Genomic DNA, 19,911 nt, shown 5'->3' on the forward strand with positions numbered 1-19,911 from the left:
AAAATATGCTCACAGCTAACAATCAGGGAAAATTAAAGGGAAAGGTGAAAGTGCCAGCAAATATTCCAGCAGGTACTAAATTAGTACAGTTTTATGGGGATAAGGGAAGCTATGGAGAAACAACTTATACTGGTAAAAAAACTATTACTATAGAGGAAAGAAGAAGAGTTATCGCAGCAAGAAGAGTTGATCCTTTAGCGCAAACATTTACTCTAAATGAAAGCAGACACATAGGAGGTGTAGAGCTATGGTTCATAAATAAAGGCAAAAAACGTGTTGTTGTGCAGATTCGGGAAACAGCAGTGGGAATGCCTTCGCAGACTGTCATTGCTGAAAGCTATATTGAGCCAAAAGATATAAAGATAGATGGCACAGCAACACGTATAACTTGGTCACCAGTGTTTTGCCATGCAGGAGAGGAGTATGCAATAGTACTGCTTACTGATGATCCTGGTACTGCAGTAAAGATAGCAGAACTTGGCAAATATGATGCAGTAAATAGCCGTTGGGTAACAAGCCAGCCATATCAAGTAGGAGTATTACTGTCATCAAGCAATGCAAGCACCTGGACTCCACATCAAAATTTAGATTTAACGTTTCGACTACTAGCTGCAAAATTTAGTGAAGTTTCTCATGTTGTTGATCTGGGCAAAGTTACTGTAAATAATGTATCAGATTTAATTGTCTTGACGAACGTCGAAAAAGTAGCATTTGATACCAATGTGGAATTTATCTTAACAGATGAAGAAGGAAAAGAAAATTTTTTGTCTGATAATTTGCCGCTCGCACTGCGTGAAAGAATAAATGGGGAATTAACGGTAAAAGCAAGCCTAAAAGGAGGGCGAGAAAAAAGTCCAGTTCTTTATCCTTGGTTACAGCTAGTTATGGGTAATATAGGGGAAAAAGGAGATTATGTTACAAGAAGTATTACAGCAGGAGCTAACACTAAGATAACAATTACCTATGATGCGCTGATACCTGGCACTGCAGATGTTAAAGCATATGTACAAAAAAACGTGGATTGGCAATTAGTAAATTTAACATCAGGGAAACCAATTGGAGAAAATTGGGTAGAAAGAACTCATGTGCTATCAAATTTTAACGCCAATGAGACAAGGATAAAGTTGGTGCTTAGTGGAACGGTTGTTTATCGCCCTAAGGTGAAAAATCTCAGAGTGATTGTCACATAATGACTGTTGACCAAACCAAAAGAGGATATTCATTACCTCATCCAGAAAATATTGCTGTGCAGGATGTTGTTCGTATCCGTACTACAATTAAGAAAATAGATGAAGATATCGCTAAAAGAGAGAATGAGCACAATCAGCTTAAAAAAGCATTTGACAAGCTCAGTTTTGAGAATTTTTTGAATTTTTGGGAATGAAAGAAGCAATAGAAGCGTTACATCAAAGGATAAAGGATTTAGCAGCAAACAGCACACCTGATCAACTGGCATACCTTGCAAAATCTCTGGAATTGATAGCAGATAAAAAAGCTATTGCCAACGTTGTGCAAATGACTGAAGTAAAAGGAATAATTGATGCACTACAAAAAAGACTTAAGGATTTAGTAGCAAACAGTACTCCAGATCAATTAGCATATCTTGCTAAAGCATTGGAATCAATAGTCGACAAAAGTGCGGTTTCTGAAATTGCGCAAATGACTGATGGTAAGTTAAAAGAACTTCTTGATAGTGCAAAAAAACACTTAAGTAACATAAACAGCAACAAAACAAACTCAATATCGTCCATAACTGCAGCAAAAACAGAGTCTGTTAATGAAATCAACAAGCTTAGGGATAATTCCTTAAACACTTTAAAAGCATCATCAGATTCGCATATATCACTACTTGATACGAGAAAGAATGCCAATATTGCAGCAATAAATAGTATTAGTAACAGTCATAAAGATGGTCTTAAAGGTTTAGTAGAAGATTTTCGTACTGTAAATGATGTGCCAGATGGTTCATCGATCATGAAGGAAATAAAAACCAGGGAAAATCAGCTAAAAACACTGACAACCAAATTTAACTCCATCAATGATTTGCCAAGCGGTTCATCAATTATAAAGGAGGTAAAAACCAGAGATGAACAATTAAAAGCGTCGCTTACAAACGAAATAAGAAAGCGCAATATGGTTGAACCAGGGTCATTACCTTTCTTGTTTGGTGTACTTGGTAGAAAAAATAATTACTTTGGCCACGGAACTTTTACGACAGAGCTTGGAAAGTGGAGTAGTGATATAACAAAAACCGACTGTATGTTGCAATTACTAGCAGGTAGTCATACATACGATACAGATTACGTTAGTTTTTATCGGCCAAGACAACTCTATTTTATAGAGGGAAACAAAGGAACATTTATTTACGGAGAGTTATATACAAACAGTTTTTCTGGTAGTTATGATGAGATATACTATTACCCATATGCTGCACTTGGAGTAGTATTTGTAAAAAATACAACAAATGTGAACATAAATAAAACAATAGAATTTGTTGGATCATCATACTCGAGTACGGAGTATGGGGGTGCAGGATTATTTGTGGGAACGCCAGATAATACCGATAAATCAAGAATTTCGAAAATAGTATGGAAAAATGTTTACCAATATATGAGCTCTGATAGCAAATTAGCTGGATCTGGAAATGTGGAGATTCCAGCAGGAAAAACAGTTGCAATATTACTTTACACATCGTCTTATTTATATTCCAGAACAAAAGTTAGTGAAGGTGTGCTCTCAGGTAATGTATATACCTATGGTCAATTTATTCAGTGGGGAATTTATAACATACGTAGCAATTTTCTCACCACAGGACTTGAGGTGGATGTGGAAAGGACGCTAAAAGCTTGGCAATGCCCAGGATTAGATGCCACTCATAAAATTTGGAATTAAAAACGGAGAAAACCAATGCCAATTTATATTAGATTTGAACATAACAAACAAGTAGAAACAACAACGCTTGAAAGTAAGCCAACTGGAAATGATTGGTATGAAGCGCCAAAGAATTTTGATTGGCAAAAAAGCTATTGTTTAACAGAAGGAGGAAAAATTGCTCAGCGTACTAAAGAAGATATACAAAAGGAGTTACTTGATAATGCGAGGCTTTGTGCATTTGATAGTATGCGTTTCTATTATGATAATCATACTCACCAATATGCAGGTCATTCTCACCAAAAAGCTAAATCTTATGAAATTCAAGCGGAAGCCGCAAAAAGCATTCTAGCAGACCAAGATGAAAAGGATAAAGAAATTATAGAACCTTTAGCAAAAGTCCGTGGTATTACGGTTATTGAAATGGCAAGAATAATTGAGGAAAAAGTGAAAAAAGCAGTAAAAGCAATAATTAAATGTGAAGAGCTTGAAGATTTAGCCAAAAGAAAGATTGAAGAAGCTAAAAGTGAAAATGAGCTACAGACTTTGCTAGATGATTTCAGGAAAAAAATACAAAGAAATGGCTGAAGAATTTTTACATGGCGTAAATGTTATTGAGGTAACCTCAGGAGCAAAGACAGTACGTACAGCTAAATCATCAGTGATAGGTGTAATTGGTACTGCACCTGAAGCTGATGAGCAAAAGTTTCCGCTAAATAAACCAGTGTTAATTGCAGGAAGCTTAAAAGAAGCAGCAAGACTTGGAAAGAGTGGCAGTTTACCTTCTGCAACAAACGGAATATTTTCCCAGATTGGTGCAACAGTAGTAGTTATTCGAGTTAAAGAAAGTGAAAACAGCGATTCAAAGCTCAAAGAAAGTGAAACTATCCAAAATATAATTGGCGGTGTTGATAAAGAGACTGGAGAGTATCAAGGGATAGAGGCATTCCTCAATAGTGAAAGCATAGTTCATATTGCTCCAAGAATATTAATTGCACCTCAGTTTACTCATCAGTTACCTGAAATAGATGGAGTAAATCCAGTAGTGAGTGCTTTAATTTCCATAGCAGAAAAATTAAGAGCAATTATTGTTGCAGATGGTCCAAATACCAATGATGAAGAAGTAATAAAATGGAGAAAAAGTGTAGGCAGCTCAAGAGTTTACGTAGTTGATCCTTGGGTTAAGGTATTTATTGAAGGAAAAGAAGAAATTTTGCCAGCAAGCCCATTTGTAGCTGGTTTAATAGCGAAAGTAGATAGTGAGCAAGGATTTTGGCATTCACCTTCAAACAAAGAGATAAATGGTATTGTTGGAACAAGCAGGCCTATTGATTTTACGCTCGGTAATACAAATTGTAGAGCAAACCATTTAAATGAAAATGAAGTAACAACGATAATTCATCAAAATGGCTACAGGCTTTGGGGAAATAGAACATGTTCAAATGACTCAAAATGGGCTTTTTTATCAGTGAGAAGGACTGCAGATTTAATCAATGATAGTTTACTTCGAGCTCATTTATGGGCAGTTGATCGCAATATTACCAAAACTTACGTTGATGATGTAATTGAGGGGGTGAATTCTTATTTGGCCAATTTAAAAGCACAAGGAGCTATTATTAGCGGAAAATGTTATGCAACACCTGAACTCAATACACCGGCAAATATTGCAAGCGGGAAAGTGTATTTTGACTTCGAGTTTACACCACCATATCCAGCAGAACAGATTACTTTTAGGTCACACCTGGTGAGTGGTACAATATTATAAAAATGGGAGAAAGAGATGTTACCGAAGATTTTAAAGAATTTTAATGTATTCGTAGATGGTCGGGGTTATGCAGGGAAAATTGATGAAATTACCCTACCAAAACTCACCATTAAAACAGAGGAATATAGAGCTGGTGGTATGGATATCCCAATAAATATTGACATGGGCATGGAAAAGCTTGAAGCAGACTTTACTTTCGCTGAGTATGATTCAGAACTATTTAGACTTTTTGGCTTGATAGATGGAAACTCAGTATCTTTAACTCTTCGTGGAGGAATGCAAGGAAGTGGTAGTAATGATATTGAAGGAGTAATAATCAATTTAAGAGGCATTTTTAAAGAATTTGATTTTGGTAGCTGGAAACCTGCTGAAAAAGCCACTCTCAAATGCACTGTAGCTGCCCATTATTATAAACTTACGATAGGTGGCAATGAGCTGATAGAAATCGATGCTGAGAATATGATTCGCAAGATTAATGGTGTTGATCAGATGGCCTTGCTACAAGCAGTTCTAGGTATTTAGGTTTAGTTTTAAAAAGATTTTAGAATTTTATTTTTTAGGAGAAAGTATGACAACAGTAAAACTTGATAATCCAATAACAGTTGATGGTATTTCTGTCTCAGAATTATCGATGCGTGAACCTAAAGTAAGAGATTTACTTGCTATAGAACGCATAGAAGGAGAAGCTTTGAAAGAAGTAGCTTTAATTGCTAATCTAGCATCCGTACCAAAAGAAGTAGTTGAAGATTTATGTATTAAAGATTATGTAGAAATACAGAAGGTGCTAAAAGGTTTTTTGTCGCCGCTGGAACAGAGAACTTAAAGTATAATGTATTACTACTCAGTTCTATTTCAGGAAGTGGAATTGAGCAGATTACTAATATGGATGTAAATGAATTTTTATCATGGGTAGAAATAAGTAAAGGAGTAGCAAAAAAATGTCAATGCTTTCAATAAAAATAGGTGCAACGTTAGATGGTAGTTTTAACAATGCAATGACAGGTAGTGCAGCAAAGCTTTCTGAGTTGGGTGATAGTATAAAGCAGCTTGATTCATCAATGAAATCGGTTTCCAAATTTAAGCAATTAAATCATGATGCCCTTCAAGCCATGAAGAATTGGAAGGAAGCGGAGAAGAAAGCGAAAGAATCAGCTACAGCAATTGCTAAAGAGAAGAAGGAAAAAAAAGAACCAAGCAAAGCATTGAAAAATGAATTTGAAAAATTGAAAGCATCGGCATCAAAGGCAAAAGAGGCTTATATTAAAAAGAGAGATGCACTGCACACATTGAATGAAGAAATAAGGAAAAGTGGAAAGGATGCTAAATCTTTAGTGAGAGATCAAACTAAACTTGGTTCATCTATTGAAGTACTAAAAGGAAAATACAGTAAATTAGGATCTGTAATACAAAAACAGCAAAATGCTTTAGCAAGAAAAGCGCATTATAGATCACAAGTAATGGAGACTATAGGACTAGGACTTTCACTTGCAGCACCAATTAAAGTTGCGATTGATTTTGAAAGTGCTATGGCTGATGTTAAGAAGGTAGTAAACTTTACTCAGAACACAAATGAAACTATTGAGTTTGCTAAGAAGCTAAAAGAATTATCTCGTGAAATACCGCTATCAGCTGCAGAGTTAGCACAAATAGCTGCAAGTGGTGGCCAACTTGGGATTCAAAAAAATAAGTTAATTGGATTTACAACAACAGTAGCTAAAATGGCTACAGCATTTGACATTTCTGCTGAACAAGCTGGTGATTCTATTGCCAAACTCGCTAACATTTATGGAATTGCAGAAGAAAAAATGGAAGGAGTTGGCAACGTTATAAATCACCTCTCAGATAACACTGCTGCCAAAGCAAAAGATATGGTTGAAGCTCTAGCAATAGTTGGTGGTACTGCAAAACAATTTGGTTTAGATATTAATCAGACAAGTAGTTTAGTAAATGCCTTCGTTAGTTTAGGTAAACAACCAGCAAAAGCAGGAACTGCCATAAACGCTTTACTTTCTAAGCTCCAAACTGCTGAGGGACAAGGAAAAGAATTTAAAGCAACATTGGAATCCATGGGCATAACCGCAGAAGAGATGTCACAAAAAATTGCTCAAAACGGTCAAGAAGCATTACTCCATTTTTTTAAAACTTTAGAGAAAATAGATAAACAAGAACGTTCACAAATCCTTCTCAATCTCTTTGGTCAAGAATATCAAGATGATATTGCATTGATAGTTGGAAGCCTAAAAAAATATGAAGGTGCCATAGCTCTTGTAGCTGACAAAGAAAAGTATAAACATTCCATGCAAGAAGAATTTGACAATCGCGCAAGTACTACAGCAAATAATTTGCAGCTACTCAAAAATACAATAGCAGAGCTAGGAATGAACTTAGGGTCAGTTATGCTGCCTCCTTTAAATTGGATAAGTAAGATTTTGAGGTCTATATCTACAGGTATAGCTTGGTTCGCAGAGAAGTGTCCAATTTTGACTACAGGAGTTATGAGCATAATTTCAGCTCTTATTATTGGCAAGATTGCAGTGGTAGGTTTTGGTTATGCATTTGCATTGGCTGGAGGTGGACTATTAACTTTTAATGCTATTTTGCATGGAACACTTTTGCCAGTATTAACTTCGTTATCAGCACGAGTAATTCCAGCAGTAATCATGGGACTGAAAGCTTTAACGCTAACCAATCCTATAGGAGCTGCTATTGCTGGACTATCAGTTGGTGCAGCACTTGTAATCGCTAATTGGCAAAAAGTAAAGGACTTTTTTTCAAGTCTCTGGAAATCAATTACAAAATCTATAGAAAATTGGACTGGTATAGGAAAATTTTTTAACGATAGTCCAATAAAAGCATTAGAGAAACCAGTAGAAGCAAAAATAGGCAGTACAACTAAGGTAATAAGTGAAAATAATGTTTTTAGTAAAGGAAATCCTTTATTAAATAATAATGCTTTTAGTGGAATTTCGAATAGTAGAACGAATATTGAAAGTGTGATTACAAAAAAAAGTTCTGTAGAAGATAATTCAGAGAAAGTTTTAAAAGACTTTGAAAAGTGTGAACAAAAAATTTTTAATCAAACTTTTACATTTAATATAAGTATAAAAGCAGAACCTAACCAAGACGTACGTAGTCTTGCCGATGCAGTGATAAAAAGAATAAGAGAAAAATCGCGTGACGTTCTGTTTGATTCAATAGAGCCGGTGTGACCCGGAAGTCATGAAATTGTGATGGTTAAATTCCATCCGCCATAACATCTGGCTGAAATTGTAGTCCACATTTTAGGAAATTGGCAAACACCTAAGGTGCGAGCATGGGCTAAAAGGGAGTAATGTTAAACCTTATAATAAATTCTCCCAAGAAGAGTCAGGTAAGGTTACGAAAGAAACTTATGTTTGAATTGTCGTTACTGTGAATATGTGAAATAAGGTTGGTACACATAGACCAAAAGGTATGGAGAATAAGGATGATTAGAATTGGTTCGTTTAATCAAGATGTTTCCGATCTCCCGGCAAAAAATAAGAACCTAAATCTGACGCGAAACGGTTTCATGGAACGGAGTAACCACATAGAAGCTCTTATTATACTTTGTAATAAGCAAGTAGCCAACTGCAAGCTTCTATGTTGGAAGGATTGTCTAAAAAGCTAATGCCTAAAGTAATGCTTAGGATACGCAGACGTGGACACTGTAACTTGGAAGGTAAAGTTATGAATAGTAGTGAATATGTTATGAGCCAACAAAAAGTTAGGTACGAATGGAATTTGGCGCAAGCTAGAAAAGTCTTCATTTAAGCTACAAAAACGAATTTACCGAGCTTCTAAATGTAATGATATCAAAAAGATGCATGAGCTTCAGAGATTATTACAAAAATCGACAAGTGCTAGGATGATCGCTGTGAGAAAGGTAACTCAGGACAATAGAGGAAAAAGAACTGCAGGTATTGATGGAAAAGCTAACCTTAATCAAAAAGAAAGATTGCAATTGGCAAAATCCTTAGATATAAGGGAGAGAGCAAAGCCATCAAGGCGCATTTGGATTCCAAAGCTTGGAAAAAGTGAAAAACGTCCATTAGGGATACCAACAATGACAGATCGAGCAAAACAAACACTTGTTAAGATGATGCTAGAACCAGAATGGGAAGCAAAGTTTGAGCCCAACATTTATGGTTTTAGACCTGGTAGATCATGTCATGATGCCATTGAAGCTATATTTCAAGCACTCATCAAGAAAACAGTATTTGTTTTAGATGCTGATATTTCTGGGTGTTTTGATAATATAAATCATCATATACTGTTAGAAAAACTCAATACCACACCAACTTTAAGGAGGATAGTAAAAGGATGGTTGAAAGCAGGTGTGATGGAAAATAGGATATTTCAACCATCTAGAAGCGGTACAATCCAAGGAGGGACAATTTCTCCATTACTGGCATGTATTGCTCTACATGGGTTAGAAAATTATCTGAAAGAAATAATGGCAGAGGAGCTAATTAGCTACAGGAAAACGAAACCAGGCAGAACATGTAGGGAAAATGCGAAAAGATCACTCAGCGTAATCACTTATGCAGACGATTTTGTAGTACTTCATGAAAGTGAGGAAATTGTTTTGAAGGCAAAAACTCTGATTGAAGAATGGTTAAAAACTATTGGATTGGAGTTGAACCCTTCAAAAACAAGAATTTCTCATACTCAAAAATTCCTGAAAGGAATAAAACCAGGTTTCAATTTTCTTGGTTTTACAATACGGCAATATCCAACAAAACACAATAAGATGTCATACAAGTCTATCATCAAACCAAGTCGTAACTCTATAGAACAACACTCATTGGTCATTAAAAGTAAGCTAAAGAAAATGCGTGGTGAATCACAGGAAGCAGTAATAAGTCACCTTAATCCAATTATTAGAGGATGGTGTCAATACTACGCTTCGGTGTTATCATCTAAAGCCTTTGGTGCAATGGATAATACAATGTTTAGAAAACTTTGGAAATGGGCAATGTTTAAACACCCAAACAAAGGAAGATGTTGGATCAAAAGAAAATACTTCAAGAAGTATGGTAACGATAAATGGCGATATATGACAAGTAACGGAATGCGTCTTATTAAACACGGAGATCATGACATTAAACGACATGTCAAAGTGATTGGAGCCAAATCTCCATATGATGGAGACTGGACTTATTGGGGAAAGCGTATGAGTAAAATACTTGATAAATCACCACAAACAATAAAACTTCTGAAGATGCAACAAGGTAAGTGTGATTATTGTCAACTTTGGTTTAAGAATGGTGATATCTTAGAAATACATCATAAGGACCAAAATAAGCAAAATAATACAATCACAAACTTATCTATGCTACATGGACATTGTCACGATAATTTACACAGAAGTATGCATGAAAAGCACCAAGCTAGAGAGAAGCCGTATGAAGCGAAAGTTTCACGTACGGTTTTGAAGTCGAGTGAGGAGGGGCAACCTTCTTCACTTAGATAACATTTATTAATGCTATCACTTGGTCAACATAAGCTTTCTCCAATAAGTTTAAGGTATAGTAAAGAAAATCGTTGGAGTACAATTGAGTGCATTGGTAAAATACCTTCATTACAAAATATTGGTCAAGGTGCAGAAAATATAGACTTAGAAGGAGTAATTTATTTCCATAATCTCAATGATTTAAATCAATTAAAAAGTATGAAAGAAACTGAGAAAAATCATGAACCAAGTATCTTAGTAGACAAATTAGGGAATGTTTTGGGAAGATTTGTTATTGTGCGGTTAGAAGAAAAGCAAACGTCGTATTTTCCCTGTGGATTACCTAAAAAGGTTGAATTTAGCTTAAGTTTAAGGAGTTATGTATGACAGTACATTATATAACCCGAGAAAATGAAATGTTAGATTACATATGTTTTAAACACTATGGATACAGCTCTGGAGCAGTAGAAATAGTATTGGAAGAAAATCCTGGACTTGCAGATTATGGAAGTTTTTTGCCTGCAGGATTAAAAATTAAGTTACCTGCAATACAAGAGCAGTTAAAAAAATCGAAGTTAAAAGTGTGGGAATAAATGAAACCTGAATTTAGCATTGAAGGAATAAAAGATCATGTAATATCGGTGCATCTTACTGATGAATCTGGTACTATAGATGATGTCGCAGAGGTATGTGTTGATTATGGCAATGAAAATGTAGAAATTCCAAATGAATTGAACATAGCACTAGGTTATAAGGAAACGGGAATCTTTCCAATGGGTGTATATACAGTCAATGAAGTTACGATACAAGGCCCACCTAAGACCCTACTAATAAAAGCTCATGCAACAAATTTAAGAATATCTTTGAAGGAAAAAGTATCAAAAGAATGGCGCCAAATTACCATAGAAAACTTAGTAAAAGAAATAGCCCAAAAACATGGATATGGATATAAAGTTGCTGAGGAATTTAAGGATGTACTGATACCCCACATCAACCAAATAGACGAAAGTGATATCAGCTTGTTAACTAAAATAGCAACAGAGCGTGAAGCAATGGCAAAATTAGCTGGTGGATATATATTATTTATTTCAAAAAACATGGCAAAATCAGCTACAGGAAAAGCTTTAGGAACAACGACTATTAGACCTCAAGACACAATTAATTGGAAAGTGCATTTTACCGTACGTGATAAATACAATTCAGTAGTAGCAAAATGGCACAGCTATGAAAAGGGTGAAACTATTAAAGAAACAGTTGGTAGCGGCGAGCCAAGTTATATTATGCTAGAAATCTATCCAAATGCAAAGTCAGCACTAAGTGCAGCAAATGCCAAGTTAAAACAATTGAAGCGTAACAATGAAACTTTAGATATAACCATGCCTGGTAATCCAGAGTTATTTGCAGAAGCAAAGCTTAATCTTATAGGTTTTAATCAAGCGGTAGATGGTGAATGGATAGTTAATAGAGTGGAGCATACTTTAAATACCTCAGGTTACCTTACTGTGTTGTCAGCATCTTTGAGTAAGTAATGTTAATAAAAAATGAGTAATAATCTTTTTAATATGAAGAAACTGTATGTTAAGTATGAATAAACTGAAGTATAATGAAAAAGATAAATTACATTTTGTGTGGTTTATACTGTTAATAGTATGCATTGTTATTACTTATTGCTACCAAAAATCCAAAGCTACAGATAATTACAAAAGAGTGTTACAGATCGCGTCTGAAAATTGCAATCTAGAAATTGTGAAGTTTTCAGTGAAAAATCTATTGAGCATTAATACACAAGTTCCTAGATTAACAGCGCTACATTGTGCAGCAGAGGGAAAATGTTTAGAGTTAGTGAAATTTCTAGTGAATGAAGGAGTTGATATAAATGATACAGGTAGACATAAAGGATGGACAGTATTACATTCTGCTGCATTAGGAGGAAATTTAGAAATAGTCAAATTCTTACTAGAAAATGGAGCTAGCCCTAATGTTAAAGATAACGAAGGAAAAACACCACGAAGAGTTGCAGTAATAGAATCACGGTATGATGAAAACAGGGATAAACCATATAGAGAAATTATTAAGCTACTTGCAAATGCAGAGGAACAGCATAAATCAAAATAGTAGTTACTAAAGTAGCTATCCATAATAAACTCACATTTTTAAATCATTATGCAAAATCAAAAAATCCCAATTACAGTAATTATCACGTTATTAATACAAACAGTAGCATTCATATGGTGGTTATCCAAGCTAGACTCAAGGGTACAATTTCACGATAAACTTATTGAATATGGTTTAATGGAAAAAGTGTTAGTACTTGAGGAGAGGGTAAAAAATCTTTCTGAAGAATTAGATGAGCTTAAAGCTGATTTTAAGTAATTATTCTTCTACTTTTGGTATATAAGGATCAGATTGAGATTGACGATCCTTCCAGTTTTTGATGTATTGCTTGACTAATGGAGGACCTCCTGTTATAATTAGTAGATTCTCAGCGTTTTTTTTCTGCGCGGCGTCAGAGAAATTGAAAGATCCAGTTATGATTTTTTGCTCATCAATAATCATAATTTTACTGTGTGAAATTGCAGGTTTATAGTCTATGTATATTGGGATTTTTTGATGAAACAGTTCATTAATAACACTATACTTTGAGCTAACTTGCGATTCGTCGAGAATAACCATGACATCAACTCCACGCTTTTTAGCTTGAACTAAGGATTCAGCAATAGGCTTTGAGGTAAATTGGTATGCCTGAACCAACACGGATTTTTTAGCATGATCCACGGAATCAATTATTAGGTTGGTGCAATTTTCTCTAGGAGTGAAACATACAGTAGTACTTGGACAAGAAACACAACCTGATAAAAGCAAACAAGTTAAAAAAATCAATAAATATCTAAACATGGCCAAATATATTCTTTCAGTCGACGGTGGAGGCATAAGAGGTATTATACCTGCTATTGTTCTAGCTGAAATAGAGTATAGAACAAAAAAGCCAATCTCTCAAATGTTTGACCTAATGGTCGGAACTTCTACAGGTGGTATTATCGTTGCCGGATTATGTAATAAACAATACTCTGCTCTCGACTTAGTTGATCTCTATCAGAAAGACGGGCCACATATCTTTAAGTCTTCATTTTTCAGAAGATCAATATTTTCCTGGCTAAATTGTGCACAGTATTCATGCAAAAATATTGAATGCGTTCTGAATAGATATTTTGGTGATTCTACTCTTGCAGATGCAACAAATAATTTAATGCTTACAAGCTACGATATTAAGAACAATTATCCCTTCTTCTTTAAAAGCTGGAGAGAAGATAGAAATTTTATCAAATTGAAAGATGCATTACGATCTACAACTGCAGCACCTACTTACTTTGTACCTAAATATCTTAAAATCAACCACAAGGAAATGGTACTAGTGGACGGAGGGGTTTTTGCCAATAATCCAGCGGCTTGTGCATATGCAAGTGGTAAGAAATTGTTTCCAAATGATGATATTGTACTGTTATCGATAGGTACTGGTAGAACAGATAGAAGCATAGCTAATTCAAGGAGATTTGGAAAAATAGGATGGATCAAGCCACTACTACATGTGATGTTTGCTTCAAGTTTAGATGCAGTAAATTATCAGTTGGATCAAGTTATAGGTGATAAATATATACGAATACAATCGCAATTAAAAATAGCATCACCTGACATGGATAATATTACATCAAAAAATATCAAATCTCTTCAGCAAGAAGCAAATGCAATGATAGAGGAAAATCAAAAAGTAGTCGATAAATTCTGTGATGTTTTATCTTGATACGTAGAAATGCAAAAAAAATTCTGCAGAGCTAAATAAGGGTTTAGAATAGATAATATATTAACTATTTTTACTTATATCTTAAACACAATTCAATTTTCACACTCATCAGCAGTTAGGCCACTTGCTCGCACAATAACATCACTAGCAACACCTGCCTCTGCTAGATTTTTCGCAACTTTGATTTTTTCTATTTTTTTAACTTTTTCCTTACTATTCTTCATATCCCTAGATAAAAATTTCTTCACTAATTCTTGCTCTTCAGTTTTTCTGAGTAAATTGAGTAGTTCACTATCTTCATTTGTTTCAGGTAGCAAAACTTTAATATTCACTGATAATGCTTCTGCCATTTCATATAATTTATCAAATGTTATAGCAGTATACCCTCTTTCATAGTCGTGTATTTCCTTGAGTGTTAAACCAACTTTATCCGCCAAATCTTTTTGAGCATATCTCCTTATCAATCTCCATTCTCTTATTCTTTGTCCTATTCTGTAGTATATAGAATCAGTGCAGATTTCTCTCTCTGTATTATCATACTCGTAAATAGATAAGCCGGTTGCTTGGGAAATTATGTCAACTGAAACCCCTTCTTTCACTAGATTTTTTGCTATTTCCAACCTTGCCTCTTCTTGATTAATTTTTTCGCTAATATGAACAAACCTGACTAATGAAGGTACTATTTTGCCTAACTTTTGATTCTCGTATATTTTCGTTAGATAGAGTATTTCCTCGTCTTCATAGCTGTCTTCCCTTACTATTACTGGTTCAGGTAATAAATCTACAACGTCAACTGATAATACTCTTGCTATTACATATAGTACTTCAATTGGAATAGGAATATACCCATCTTCATAGCTGTTTACCTCTTGGTATGTTAAACCTATTTGACCTGCTAATCCTATTTGAGTATGACCTCGAATTAACCTGCTATTTTCCATTTTTTGCCCTATTTTGTAACTTATAGGACTAACATCTCTTACAGAAACAAACATATATACCTTATTTAGAAATAAATTTTCATCCAATTTGATCAGCAGATAAACCAACTATTTGCAAAATAATATCAATAGGAATTCCCCCTTTTACTAAATCCCTTCCAACTTTAATCCTTTCTACCTCTCTTACTTTCTCCTCACAAATCCGTATCTCTTCAAACAAAGACTTTATTAGTGCATACCGTAGTTCTTGGCTCTCAATTTCTTTGTATTCTTTTATCAAATCAGGTAGCTCATTTTTCACTTTACTCCCTTCCTCTATTAGTAGATCCGTAATATTAATCGATAACGCCTCTGCCATTTCATATAATTTATCAAGTGGAACAGCAACCCTTCCTTGCTCATAGTTACTTATTTCGTCACGGGTTGTACTCATTTTCTCTGCTAAATCCTTTTGAGTATACTCTCTCACTAGCCTCCATTCTTTTATCTTCTTCCCTATTTTGTAGTAGATAGAACCAACTTTTTCTTCAACACATTCATTAGCAGGAAGGCCAATTGTTTTTGCAACAATATCAACAGAAACTCCTGCTTTAACCAAACCCTTTGCAATTTTTATTTTTTCCGATTTTTTACTACTTTTCTCACTAACTTTGACAAATTTGGTTAATAAACAAAACATCCTACGTAACTCATGATCGTTAATCTTTTTATATTCTCTTACTAGATTTAATATTTCTCCTTCCTCATTTTTAAAGCCGATTTTCTCCTTTGATGCAGGAATGAGATCGGTAATACTTACTGATAATGCTTCTGCTATAGCGTACAACCTTTCAATTGGAACTCTACGATTCCCTTTCTCATATTGCAATATCACCCAGTATTTTACACCAATTTTCTCTGCTAAATCTTTCTGAGTGTACCCTCGCTCTAACCTCCAGCTTTTTAATTTTTCTCCCACTTTATAATCTAGACTTTTTTCCACAAAAAGAACCTTGCATATAATATTTTCTATTATAGCTCAAAGGCTCCAGATATAATAGCCAGACTCTGGAACCTTTAAATTAAAGTGCTCTACAAGTTTCTTTACTATTTTCACGTACTTTGTCTGCCCATGAAAACAATTTTTCACTTACTTCCTTCTGCTTTTCACTCCATATGCCACATCTAGTGAAATTACCTTTCTCTACTGCTTCTTGAAGTTTCACTCCTCCAAAAAGACAATTTTTTCCTATTTCTTCTCCTCTTTCTTGTAATTTAGACCACATTTCCTTATTTTCTACTCTCACTTGCACCTGATCTGCCTCTTGGTACAATACAATATTTAGCTTACCAATGCTCGTAGGAAACTCTAACATGACAGAGCTGCCATTTGACATATCAGTATAGTTTCTTATATCTCCTTTCTCGCTTTTAACCTCAACTGCATTATTGCCAATTTTTAAAATATTACTTCCTAACTCTCTCACTATTTTGGCTACTTCTATCTTGCTATCTTCGGAAAATTCTATATACGATGTTGTATTGTCTATCTCGATATCTATTAATTCTCCTTCTTGAACAGCACTTTCGCCAGCTTTTTCTAGTTCTTCTAGTTGCTTATCTATCTGTGGCTGAACTTCTGGCTGTAGCTCATTATAGATTTCACCTATCAATTTATTCTCCAATAAAGTATCATGAAACTCTGCACCGTTTAGCATTAATTTACGCATTATCTTTTTTCGATCAGTCTTATCAAATTTATGAAAATGTGTACCCAATACTGCATACTCTGCAATGCTCCATTCCCCATCGTTATATGCATTTATTCTTGCTCCTGAGGCTAGTACTTGGTCTATAGTTTTGTGCAATTCATTTACGTTTTTTGCCTCTACCACAGCACTCTTAAACCAACTCAACTTTTCGCTTTCGCTTATACTTGGCTTTATTTTTTGCAAAGCTGAAGCAAATGGATTTTTATCTTCTTGATCATTTAAAGGTTTTGTACCATATATGTAGTCAAGTCCTTTTCCATAGTTGATTTTGTTTTCGCGAACTTCTCTACCAGGGAAAGGTGCTATTTCTTGAGACTTTTTAGCCTTATTAATTTTGCTTACAAAAGTGGACTGCTCTTTAGTACGACCAATTCCTACAATAGCATTTGATATTTCACCCTTCGATAATCTATCAAGATCAATGTTTAATTCGTAAGTACCTCCCTTTTTATCATTAAAAGGTACAATTGTTTTATTAACCATATTATCCTCACTATTAAAAATACTTTTCAAAAACTTTGTTATTATACACTCTATTACTCATTATAAATTATAGTGAGTAGATTTGCAAATACTTTCTGCTATAACAATCCGTTTTCTCTAAAGCTAAAATAGCCTGCACTTGTGATAATAATATGATCAAACAATCTAACGCTTACAGTACTACATGCTGCTGCTAAGCTCTTCGTTACTGCTTGATCTTCTTCTGAAGGTTCTAAGCTTCCTCCAGGATGGTTATGTGACATTATTATTAATGCTGCATTTTTTATTAATGCTTTTCTTGTAATTTCCTTTATGTATACTGGTGCTTTTTCCATTTCACCAATATAGGATTCTTCTCCGATTAATTGGCGCCTCTTATTCAAGTACAGTATTTTTACACATTCCCTTTCTGAGTGGCCTATACTTACGTTTAAGTACTCTACTAGCCCTTGTAAGTCCATTATTGGCTCACTCTTAAGCTTTTCTCTCAGTACCCTTTCTAGTGTTTCCTTAACGCACATAATCATTGCTATTGAAGAATCAGTTACTCCTTCTATGACTTTCAGGTCATCCATTTCTCGGCCTAAAATCCTTCCTACTCCCGTATAAGTATTCACCAGATTTTTAGCAATTTCTTGAGCTTGTGGCCTTTCATGTACTGCACTTAAAAATGTTTCCATTATTTCACGATCAAGTAGTGCTTTGCCTTTGCTTTCTAATATTCTGAATTCGATTTCTTCTTTACTTTTATTCATATAATTTACCCTTCACTAACAACAAACTTTTTTTAAATATTTACTGCTGTTTTTTTATCAGCATTGGCATAGAGCCATAGCTTCCGAGTGAAGTCAAATCAATTTTTCAATCTTTTTTACTTATTTTTTCATTAAAAAGTAAAGATGTTAATAGATACTGATTTTTTTACTTAAATTTGTTGAATTTCGTCTAAAGAGATGCCTATTGTTTTTAAAATAATATTGATAGAAATTCCTTTTTTTACTAAGTCTTTTGCAATTTTGATCTTTTCTGCTCTTTTCACTTTTTCTTCGCAAATCCGTATGCCTTCAAATAGAGATCTTATTAATGCATTACGTAGTTCTTGACTTTCAATCTTTTTGTATTCTTCAATTAAATTTGGTAGTTCATTTTCTACTTTACTACCTTCCTCTATTAGAAGATCTGTAATACTAATCGATAATGTTTCTGCTATTGCATATAATTTATCAAGTGGAACAGCAACTCTTCCTTGCTCATAATTGCTTATTTCATCACGTGTTGTACTCATTTTTTCTGCTAAATCCTTCTGAGTATATTCCCGCACTAGTCTCCATTCTTTTATCTTTTTTCCTATTTGGTAGTAGATAGAACCCGTTTTTTCTTCAACACATTCATCAGCAGAGAGACCAATTGTTTTTGCAACAATATCAACAGAAACTCCTCCTTTAACCAGACCTTTTGCAATTTTTATTCTCTCCGTTTTTTTACTATTTTTCTCACTAACTTGAACAAATTTGGTTAGTAAACAAAACATTCTACGTAATTCCTGATCATTAATCTTTTTATATTTTCTTACTAATTTCCTCTCCCTCATCTTCAAAACAGATTTTTTCATTTGATACAGGAATTAGGTCTACAATACCAATCGACAATATCTCTGCTATAGCATACAACTTTTCAATCGAAATTTTACGTGTTCCTTTTTCATATTGTAGTACTACTTGATATGTTACGCCGATTTTTCCCGCTAAATCTTTTTGAGTATAGCCTCGCTTTAACCTCCAGCTTTTTACTTTTTGTGCTATCTGATACCTTATTGAGATATTTACCATAAATATTATATAGGTTAATACTACCAAATAAAGATATACAAAATGTTTGCATTTTAGTTGAATATTTCTTCAGAATTGTGTATAATTATTAATGCTTTTTTACTTACTTTCTCATGGCTCTTTCTAAGTTCCTCGATCCAAAATTAGATTTAACATTTAAGAAAATCTTTGGTACTGAAAAAAATAAGAACATCCTTATCCACTTTTTGAATGATATTTTGGGGTTTACTGAAATAAATACTATACAAGAAGTCGAATTCCTTAGCACCATTATGGATCCTGAAATTGCCTCTGATAAGCAGAGTATTGTTGATGTTCTGTGCAGGGATTTTACTGGGGCAAGGTACGTGATTGAGATGCAACTCGCTCGTGATAAAGGCTTCGAAAAACGGGCTCAATTATATGCTGCTAAGGCTTACTCAAGGCAGGCTGATAAAGGTGGTAAGTACATTGATTTAAAGAAGGTTTTCTTTATTGCTATTTCTAATTGTAATTTATTTCCTGATAAGCTTGATTATATATCTAGCCATACCATAAGAGATGAAAAAACTAATGAGCATGATTTGAAAGATTTTCAATTTATTTTCATTGAGTTACCAAAGTTTCCTAAGAGTAAAGAAGAGCAGCTAGAAAATGTAGTAGATCGTTGGCTATTTTTCTTCAAATACGCAGAAGAAACAACTGATGAAGATTTAAGAAAAATAGCAGAAAAGTCACCGATAATAAAGCTAGCATATGATGAGTTAGATAAGTTTCATTGGAATGAGAAGGATCTTGTAGCTTATGAAGAAAGGGTAATGGATTTACAGAAAGAAGCTGCTATCCTGGAACAAAAACTCGATGATGCTACTCAAAAAGGTAGACAAGAAGGTAGACAAGAAGAAAAAATCGAAGTTGCAAAAAACCTACTTAAGGCTGGCATTTCTATTGATGTCATTTCCCAGACAACTGGCCTTCCTCAGGCTAATATTACACAACTTAAGGAAGAAACTTTTTAGT

At 34.3% G+C, this 19,911-nt stretch carries 22 protein-coding genes and 1 pseudogene; 17 read left to right on the plus strand and 6 right to left on the minus strand.

Going from position 1 to position 19,911, the window contains the following annotated elements; translation table 11 throughout:
- The first annotated feature begins 5 nt into the window (after positions 1–5).
- The 15 genes from ACQ4M0_RS02265 to ACQ4M0_RS02335 all read left to right on the plus strand — a co-directional run bounded on the left by ACQ4M0_RS02265 (position 6) and on the right by ACQ4M0_RS02335 (position 12,482).
- Positions 6–1,190, plus strand: coding sequence for a hypothetical protein (locus tag ACQ4M0_RS02265; protein ID WP_438456599.1), 1,185 nt, complete (start codon positions 6–8; stop codon positions 1,188–1,190).
- A complete protein-coding gene (locus tag ACQ4M0_RS02270; protein WP_438456600.1) occupies positions 1,190–1,384 on the plus strand; it encodes a hypothetical protein in 195 nt (64 codons plus the stop codon). Before ACQ4M0_RS02265 ends, ACQ4M0_RS02270 begins: the two co-directional genes overlap by 1 nt.
- A complete protein-coding gene (locus ACQ4M0_RS02275; RefSeq protein WP_438456601.1) occupies positions 1,381–2,892 on the plus strand; it encodes a hypothetical protein in 1,512 nt (503 codons plus the stop codon). Before ACQ4M0_RS02270 ends, ACQ4M0_RS02275 begins: the two co-directional genes overlap by 4 nt.
- Positions 2,893–2,907: 15 nt before the next feature.
- Positions 2,908–3,459 carry a hypothetical protein gene (locus ACQ4M0_RS02280; protein ID WP_438456602.1) on the plus strand — a complete coding sequence of 184 codons (552 nt, stop codon included), beginning with the start codon at positions 2,908–2,910 and terminating at the stop codon, positions 3,457–3,459.
- Complete coding sequence (locus ACQ4M0_RS02285; protein ID WP_438456664.1) at positions 3,452–4,636, plus strand: phage tail sheath subtilisin-like domain-containing protein; 1,185 nt, start codon at positions 3,452–3,454, stop codon at positions 4,634–4,636. The genes ACQ4M0_RS02280 and ACQ4M0_RS02285 overlap by 8 nt, the downstream gene beginning before the upstream one ends.
- Positions 4,637–4,651: 15 nt before the next feature.
- On the plus strand, positions 4,652–5,158 hold the full coding sequence (locus ACQ4M0_RS02290; RefSeq protein ID WP_264336622.1) for a phage major tail tube protein: 507 nt from the start codon (positions 4,652–4,654) through the stop codon (positions 5,156–5,158).
- Positions 5,159–5,204: 46 nt separating this feature from the next.
- Positions 5,205–5,459, plus strand: a complete 255-nt coding sequence (locus ACQ4M0_RS02295; RefSeq protein WP_438456603.1) for a phage tail assembly protein — start codon at positions 5,205–5,207, stop codon at positions 5,457–5,459.
- Positions 5,460–5,574: 115 nt separating this feature from the next.
- Positions 5,575–7,845, plus strand: coding sequence for a phage tail tape measure protein (locus ACQ4M0_RS02300; protein ID WP_438456604.1), 2,271 nt, complete (start codon positions 5,575–5,577; stop codon positions 7,843–7,845).
- A 439-nt stretch (positions 7,846–8,284) separates the two neighbouring features.
- Positions 8,285–8,428, plus strand: a complete 144-nt coding sequence (locus ACQ4M0_RS02305; RefSeq protein WP_438456605.1) for a hypothetical protein — start codon at positions 8,285–8,287, stop codon at positions 8,426–8,428.
- Between the two features lie 13 nt (positions 8,429–8,441).
- Positions 8,442–10,130 (plus strand): group II intron reverse transcriptase/maturase, encoded by a 1,689-nt coding sequence (ltrA, locus tag ACQ4M0_RS02310; RefSeq protein ID WP_438456665.1) that lies wholly within the window; start codon positions 8,442–8,444, stop codon positions 10,128–10,130.
- A gap of 9 nt (positions 10,131–10,139) precedes the next feature.
- On the plus strand, positions 10,140–10,496 hold the full coding sequence (locus ACQ4M0_RS02315) for a phage tail protein (RefSeq protein WP_438456606.1): 357 nt from the start codon (positions 10,140–10,142) through the stop codon (positions 10,494–10,496).
- The gene (locus ACQ4M0_RS02320; RefSeq protein WP_438456607.1) at positions 10,493–10,702 is read left to right on the plus strand and encodes a tail protein X; all 210 of its coding nucleotides are present in this window, start codon (positions 10,493–10,495) and stop codon (positions 10,700–10,702) included. Before ACQ4M0_RS02315 ends, ACQ4M0_RS02320 begins: the two co-directional genes overlap by 4 nt.
- The gene (locus ACQ4M0_RS02325; RefSeq protein ID WP_438456608.1) at positions 10,703–11,638 is read left to right on the plus strand and encodes a phage tail protein; all 936 of its coding nucleotides are present in this window, start codon (positions 10,703–10,705) and stop codon (positions 11,636–11,638) included.
- 55 nt (positions 11,639–11,693) lie between these two features.
- Positions 11,694–12,224, plus strand: a complete 531-nt coding sequence (locus ACQ4M0_RS02330) for an ankyrin repeat domain-containing protein (RefSeq protein ID WP_438456666.1) — start codon at positions 11,694–11,696, stop codon at positions 12,222–12,224.
- Between the two features lie 48 nt (positions 12,225–12,272).
- On the plus strand, positions 12,273–12,482 hold the full coding sequence (locus ACQ4M0_RS02335; protein ID WP_019236585.1) for a hypothetical protein: 210 nt from the start codon (positions 12,273–12,275) through the stop codon (positions 12,480–12,482).
- On the opposite strand, the gene ACQ4M0_RS02340 is transcribed toward ACQ4M0_RS02335, so the two are convergent.
- Positions 12,483–13,004 carry a phospholipase D family protein gene (locus ACQ4M0_RS02340; RefSeq protein WP_438456609.1) on the minus strand — a complete coding sequence of 174 codons (522 nt, stop codon included), beginning with the start codon at positions 13,002–13,004 and terminating at the stop codon, positions 12,483–12,485.
- On the opposite strand from ACQ4M0_RS02340, the gene ACQ4M0_RS02345 reads away from it, so the two are divergent.
- Complete coding sequence (locus tag ACQ4M0_RS02345) at positions 13,003–13,908, plus strand: patatin-like phospholipase family protein (protein WP_438456611.1); 906 nt, start codon at positions 13,003–13,005, stop codon at positions 13,906–13,908. The genes ACQ4M0_RS02340 and ACQ4M0_RS02345 overlap by 2 nt on opposite strands.
- Positions 13,909–14,000: 92 nt before the next feature.
- On the opposite strand, the gene wmk (ACQ4M0_RS02350) is transcribed toward ACQ4M0_RS02345, so the two are convergent.
- The 5 genes and pseudogenes from wmk (ACQ4M0_RS02350) to wmk (ACQ4M0_RS02370) form a co-directional block, all read right to left on the minus strand.
- Positions 14,001–14,903, minus strand: coding sequence for a WO male-killing family protein Wmk (gene wmk / locus ACQ4M0_RS02350; RefSeq protein WP_438456612.1), 903 nt, complete (start codon positions 14,901–14,903; stop codon positions 14,001–14,003).
- Between the two features lie 25 nt (positions 14,904–14,928).
- Positions 14,929–15,831, minus strand: a complete 903-nt coding sequence (gene wmk, locus ACQ4M0_RS02355; RefSeq protein ID WP_438456613.1) for a WO male-killing family protein Wmk — start codon at positions 15,829–15,831, stop codon at positions 14,929–14,931.
- A 79-nt stretch (positions 15,832–15,910) separates the two neighbouring features.
- Complete coding sequence (locus tag ACQ4M0_RS02360) at positions 15,911–17,083, minus strand: hypothetical protein (protein WP_438456614.1); 1,173 nt, start codon at positions 17,081–17,083, stop codon at positions 15,911–15,913.
- 98 nt (positions 17,084–17,181) lie between these two features.
- Positions 17,182–17,838 carry a JAB domain-containing protein gene (locus ACQ4M0_RS02365; RefSeq protein ID WP_438456615.1) on the minus strand — a complete coding sequence of 219 codons (657 nt, stop codon included), beginning with the start codon at positions 17,836–17,838 and terminating at the stop codon, positions 17,182–17,184.
- A gap of 170 nt (positions 17,839–18,008) precedes the next feature.
- Positions 18,009–18,912: pseudogene (gene wmk / locus ACQ4M0_RS02370) on the minus strand (WO male-killing family protein Wmk).
- 113 nt (positions 18,913–19,025) lie between these two features.
- On the opposite strand from wmk (ACQ4M0_RS02370), the gene ACQ4M0_RS02375 reads away from it, so the two are divergent.
- Positions 19,026–19,910: an Rpn family recombination-promoting nuclease/putative transposase gene (locus ACQ4M0_RS02375; RefSeq protein WP_438456616.1), complete on the plus strand. Its 885-nt coding sequence runs from the start codon at positions 19,026–19,028 to the stop codon at positions 19,908–19,910.
- Position 19,911 lies beyond the last annotated feature (1 nt).

The organism is Wolbachia endosymbiont of Kerria lacca (assembly GCF_051602725.1).
Lineage (GTDB): Bacteria > Pseudomonadota > Alphaproteobacteria > Rickettsiales > Anaplasmataceae > Wolbachia.

Bases quoted from the DNA above. Each gene is read 5' to 3' on its own strand.
- ACQ4M0_RS02265 (WP_438456599.1), top strand. From the start codon at position 6: ATGCTCACAGCTAACAATCAGGGAAAATTAAAGGGAAAGGTGAAAGTG.
- ACQ4M0_RS02270 (WP_438456600.1), top strand. From the start codon at position 1,190: ATGACTGTTGACCAAACCAAAAGAGGATATTCATTACCTCATCCAGAA.
- ACQ4M0_RS02275 (WP_438456601.1), top strand. From the start codon at position 1,381: ATGAAAGAAGCAATAGAAGCGTTACATCAAAGGATAAAGGATTTAGCA.
- ACQ4M0_RS02280 (WP_438456602.1), top strand. From the start codon at position 2,908: ATGCCAATTTATATTAGATTTGAACATAACAAACAAGTAGAAACAACA.
- ACQ4M0_RS02285 (WP_438456664.1), top strand. From the start codon at position 3,452: ATGGCTGAAGAATTTTTACATGGCGTAAATGTTATTGAGGTAACCTCA.
- ACQ4M0_RS02290 (WP_264336622.1), top strand. From the start codon at position 4,652: ATGTTACCGAAGATTTTAAAGAATTTTAATGTATTCGTAGATGGTCGG.
- ACQ4M0_RS02295 (WP_438456603.1), top strand. From the start codon at position 5,205: ATGACAACAGTAAAACTTGATAATCCAATAACAGTTGATGGTATTTCT.
- ACQ4M0_RS02300 (WP_438456604.1), top strand. From the start codon at position 5,575: ATGTCAATGCTTTCAATAAAAATAGGTGCAACGTTAGATGGTAGTTTT.
- ACQ4M0_RS02305 (WP_438456605.1), top strand. From the start codon at position 8,285: ATGCCTAAAGTAATGCTTAGGATACGCAGACGTGGACACTGTAACTTG.
- ACQ4M0_RS02315 (WP_438456606.1), top strand. From the start codon at position 10,140: ATGCTATCACTTGGTCAACATAAGCTTTCTCCAATAAGTTTAAGGTAT.
- ACQ4M0_RS02320 (WP_438456607.1), top strand. From the start codon at position 10,493: ATGACAGTACATTATATAACCCGAGAAAATGAAATGTTAGATTACATA.
- ACQ4M0_RS02325 (WP_438456608.1), top strand. From the start codon at position 10,703: ATGAAACCTGAATTTAGCATTGAAGGAATAAAAGATCATGTAATATCG.
- ACQ4M0_RS02330 (WP_438456666.1), top strand. From the start codon at position 11,694: ATGAATAAACTGAAGTATAATGAAAAAGATAAATTACATTTTGTGTGG.
- ACQ4M0_RS02335 (WP_019236585.1), top strand. From the start codon at position 12,273: ATGCAAAATCAAAAAATCCCAATTACAGTAATTATCACGTTATTAATA.
- ACQ4M0_RS02345 (WP_438456611.1), top strand. From the start codon at position 13,003: ATGGCCAAATATATTCTTTCAGTCGACGGTGGAGGCATAAGAGGTATT.
- ACQ4M0_RS02340 (WP_438456609.1), bottom strand. From the start codon at position 13,004: ATGTTTAGATATTTATTGATTTTTTTAACTTGTTTGCTTTTATCAGGT.
- wmk (WP_438456612.1), bottom strand. From the start codon at position 14,903: ATGTTTGTTTCTGTAAGAGATGTTAGTCCTATAAGTTACAAAATAGGG.
- ACQ4M0_RS02360 (WP_438456614.1), bottom strand. From the start codon at position 17,083: ATGGTTAATAAAACAATTGTACCTTTTAATGATAAAAAGGGAGGTACT.
- ACQ4M0_RS02365 (WP_438456615.1), bottom strand. From the start codon at position 17,838: ATGAATAAAAGTAAAGAAGAAATCGAATTCAGAATATTAGAAAGCAAA.
- ACQ4M0_RS02375 (WP_438456616.1), top strand. From the start codon at position 19,026: ATGGCTCTTTCTAAGTTCCTCGATCCAAAATTAGATTTAACATTTAAG.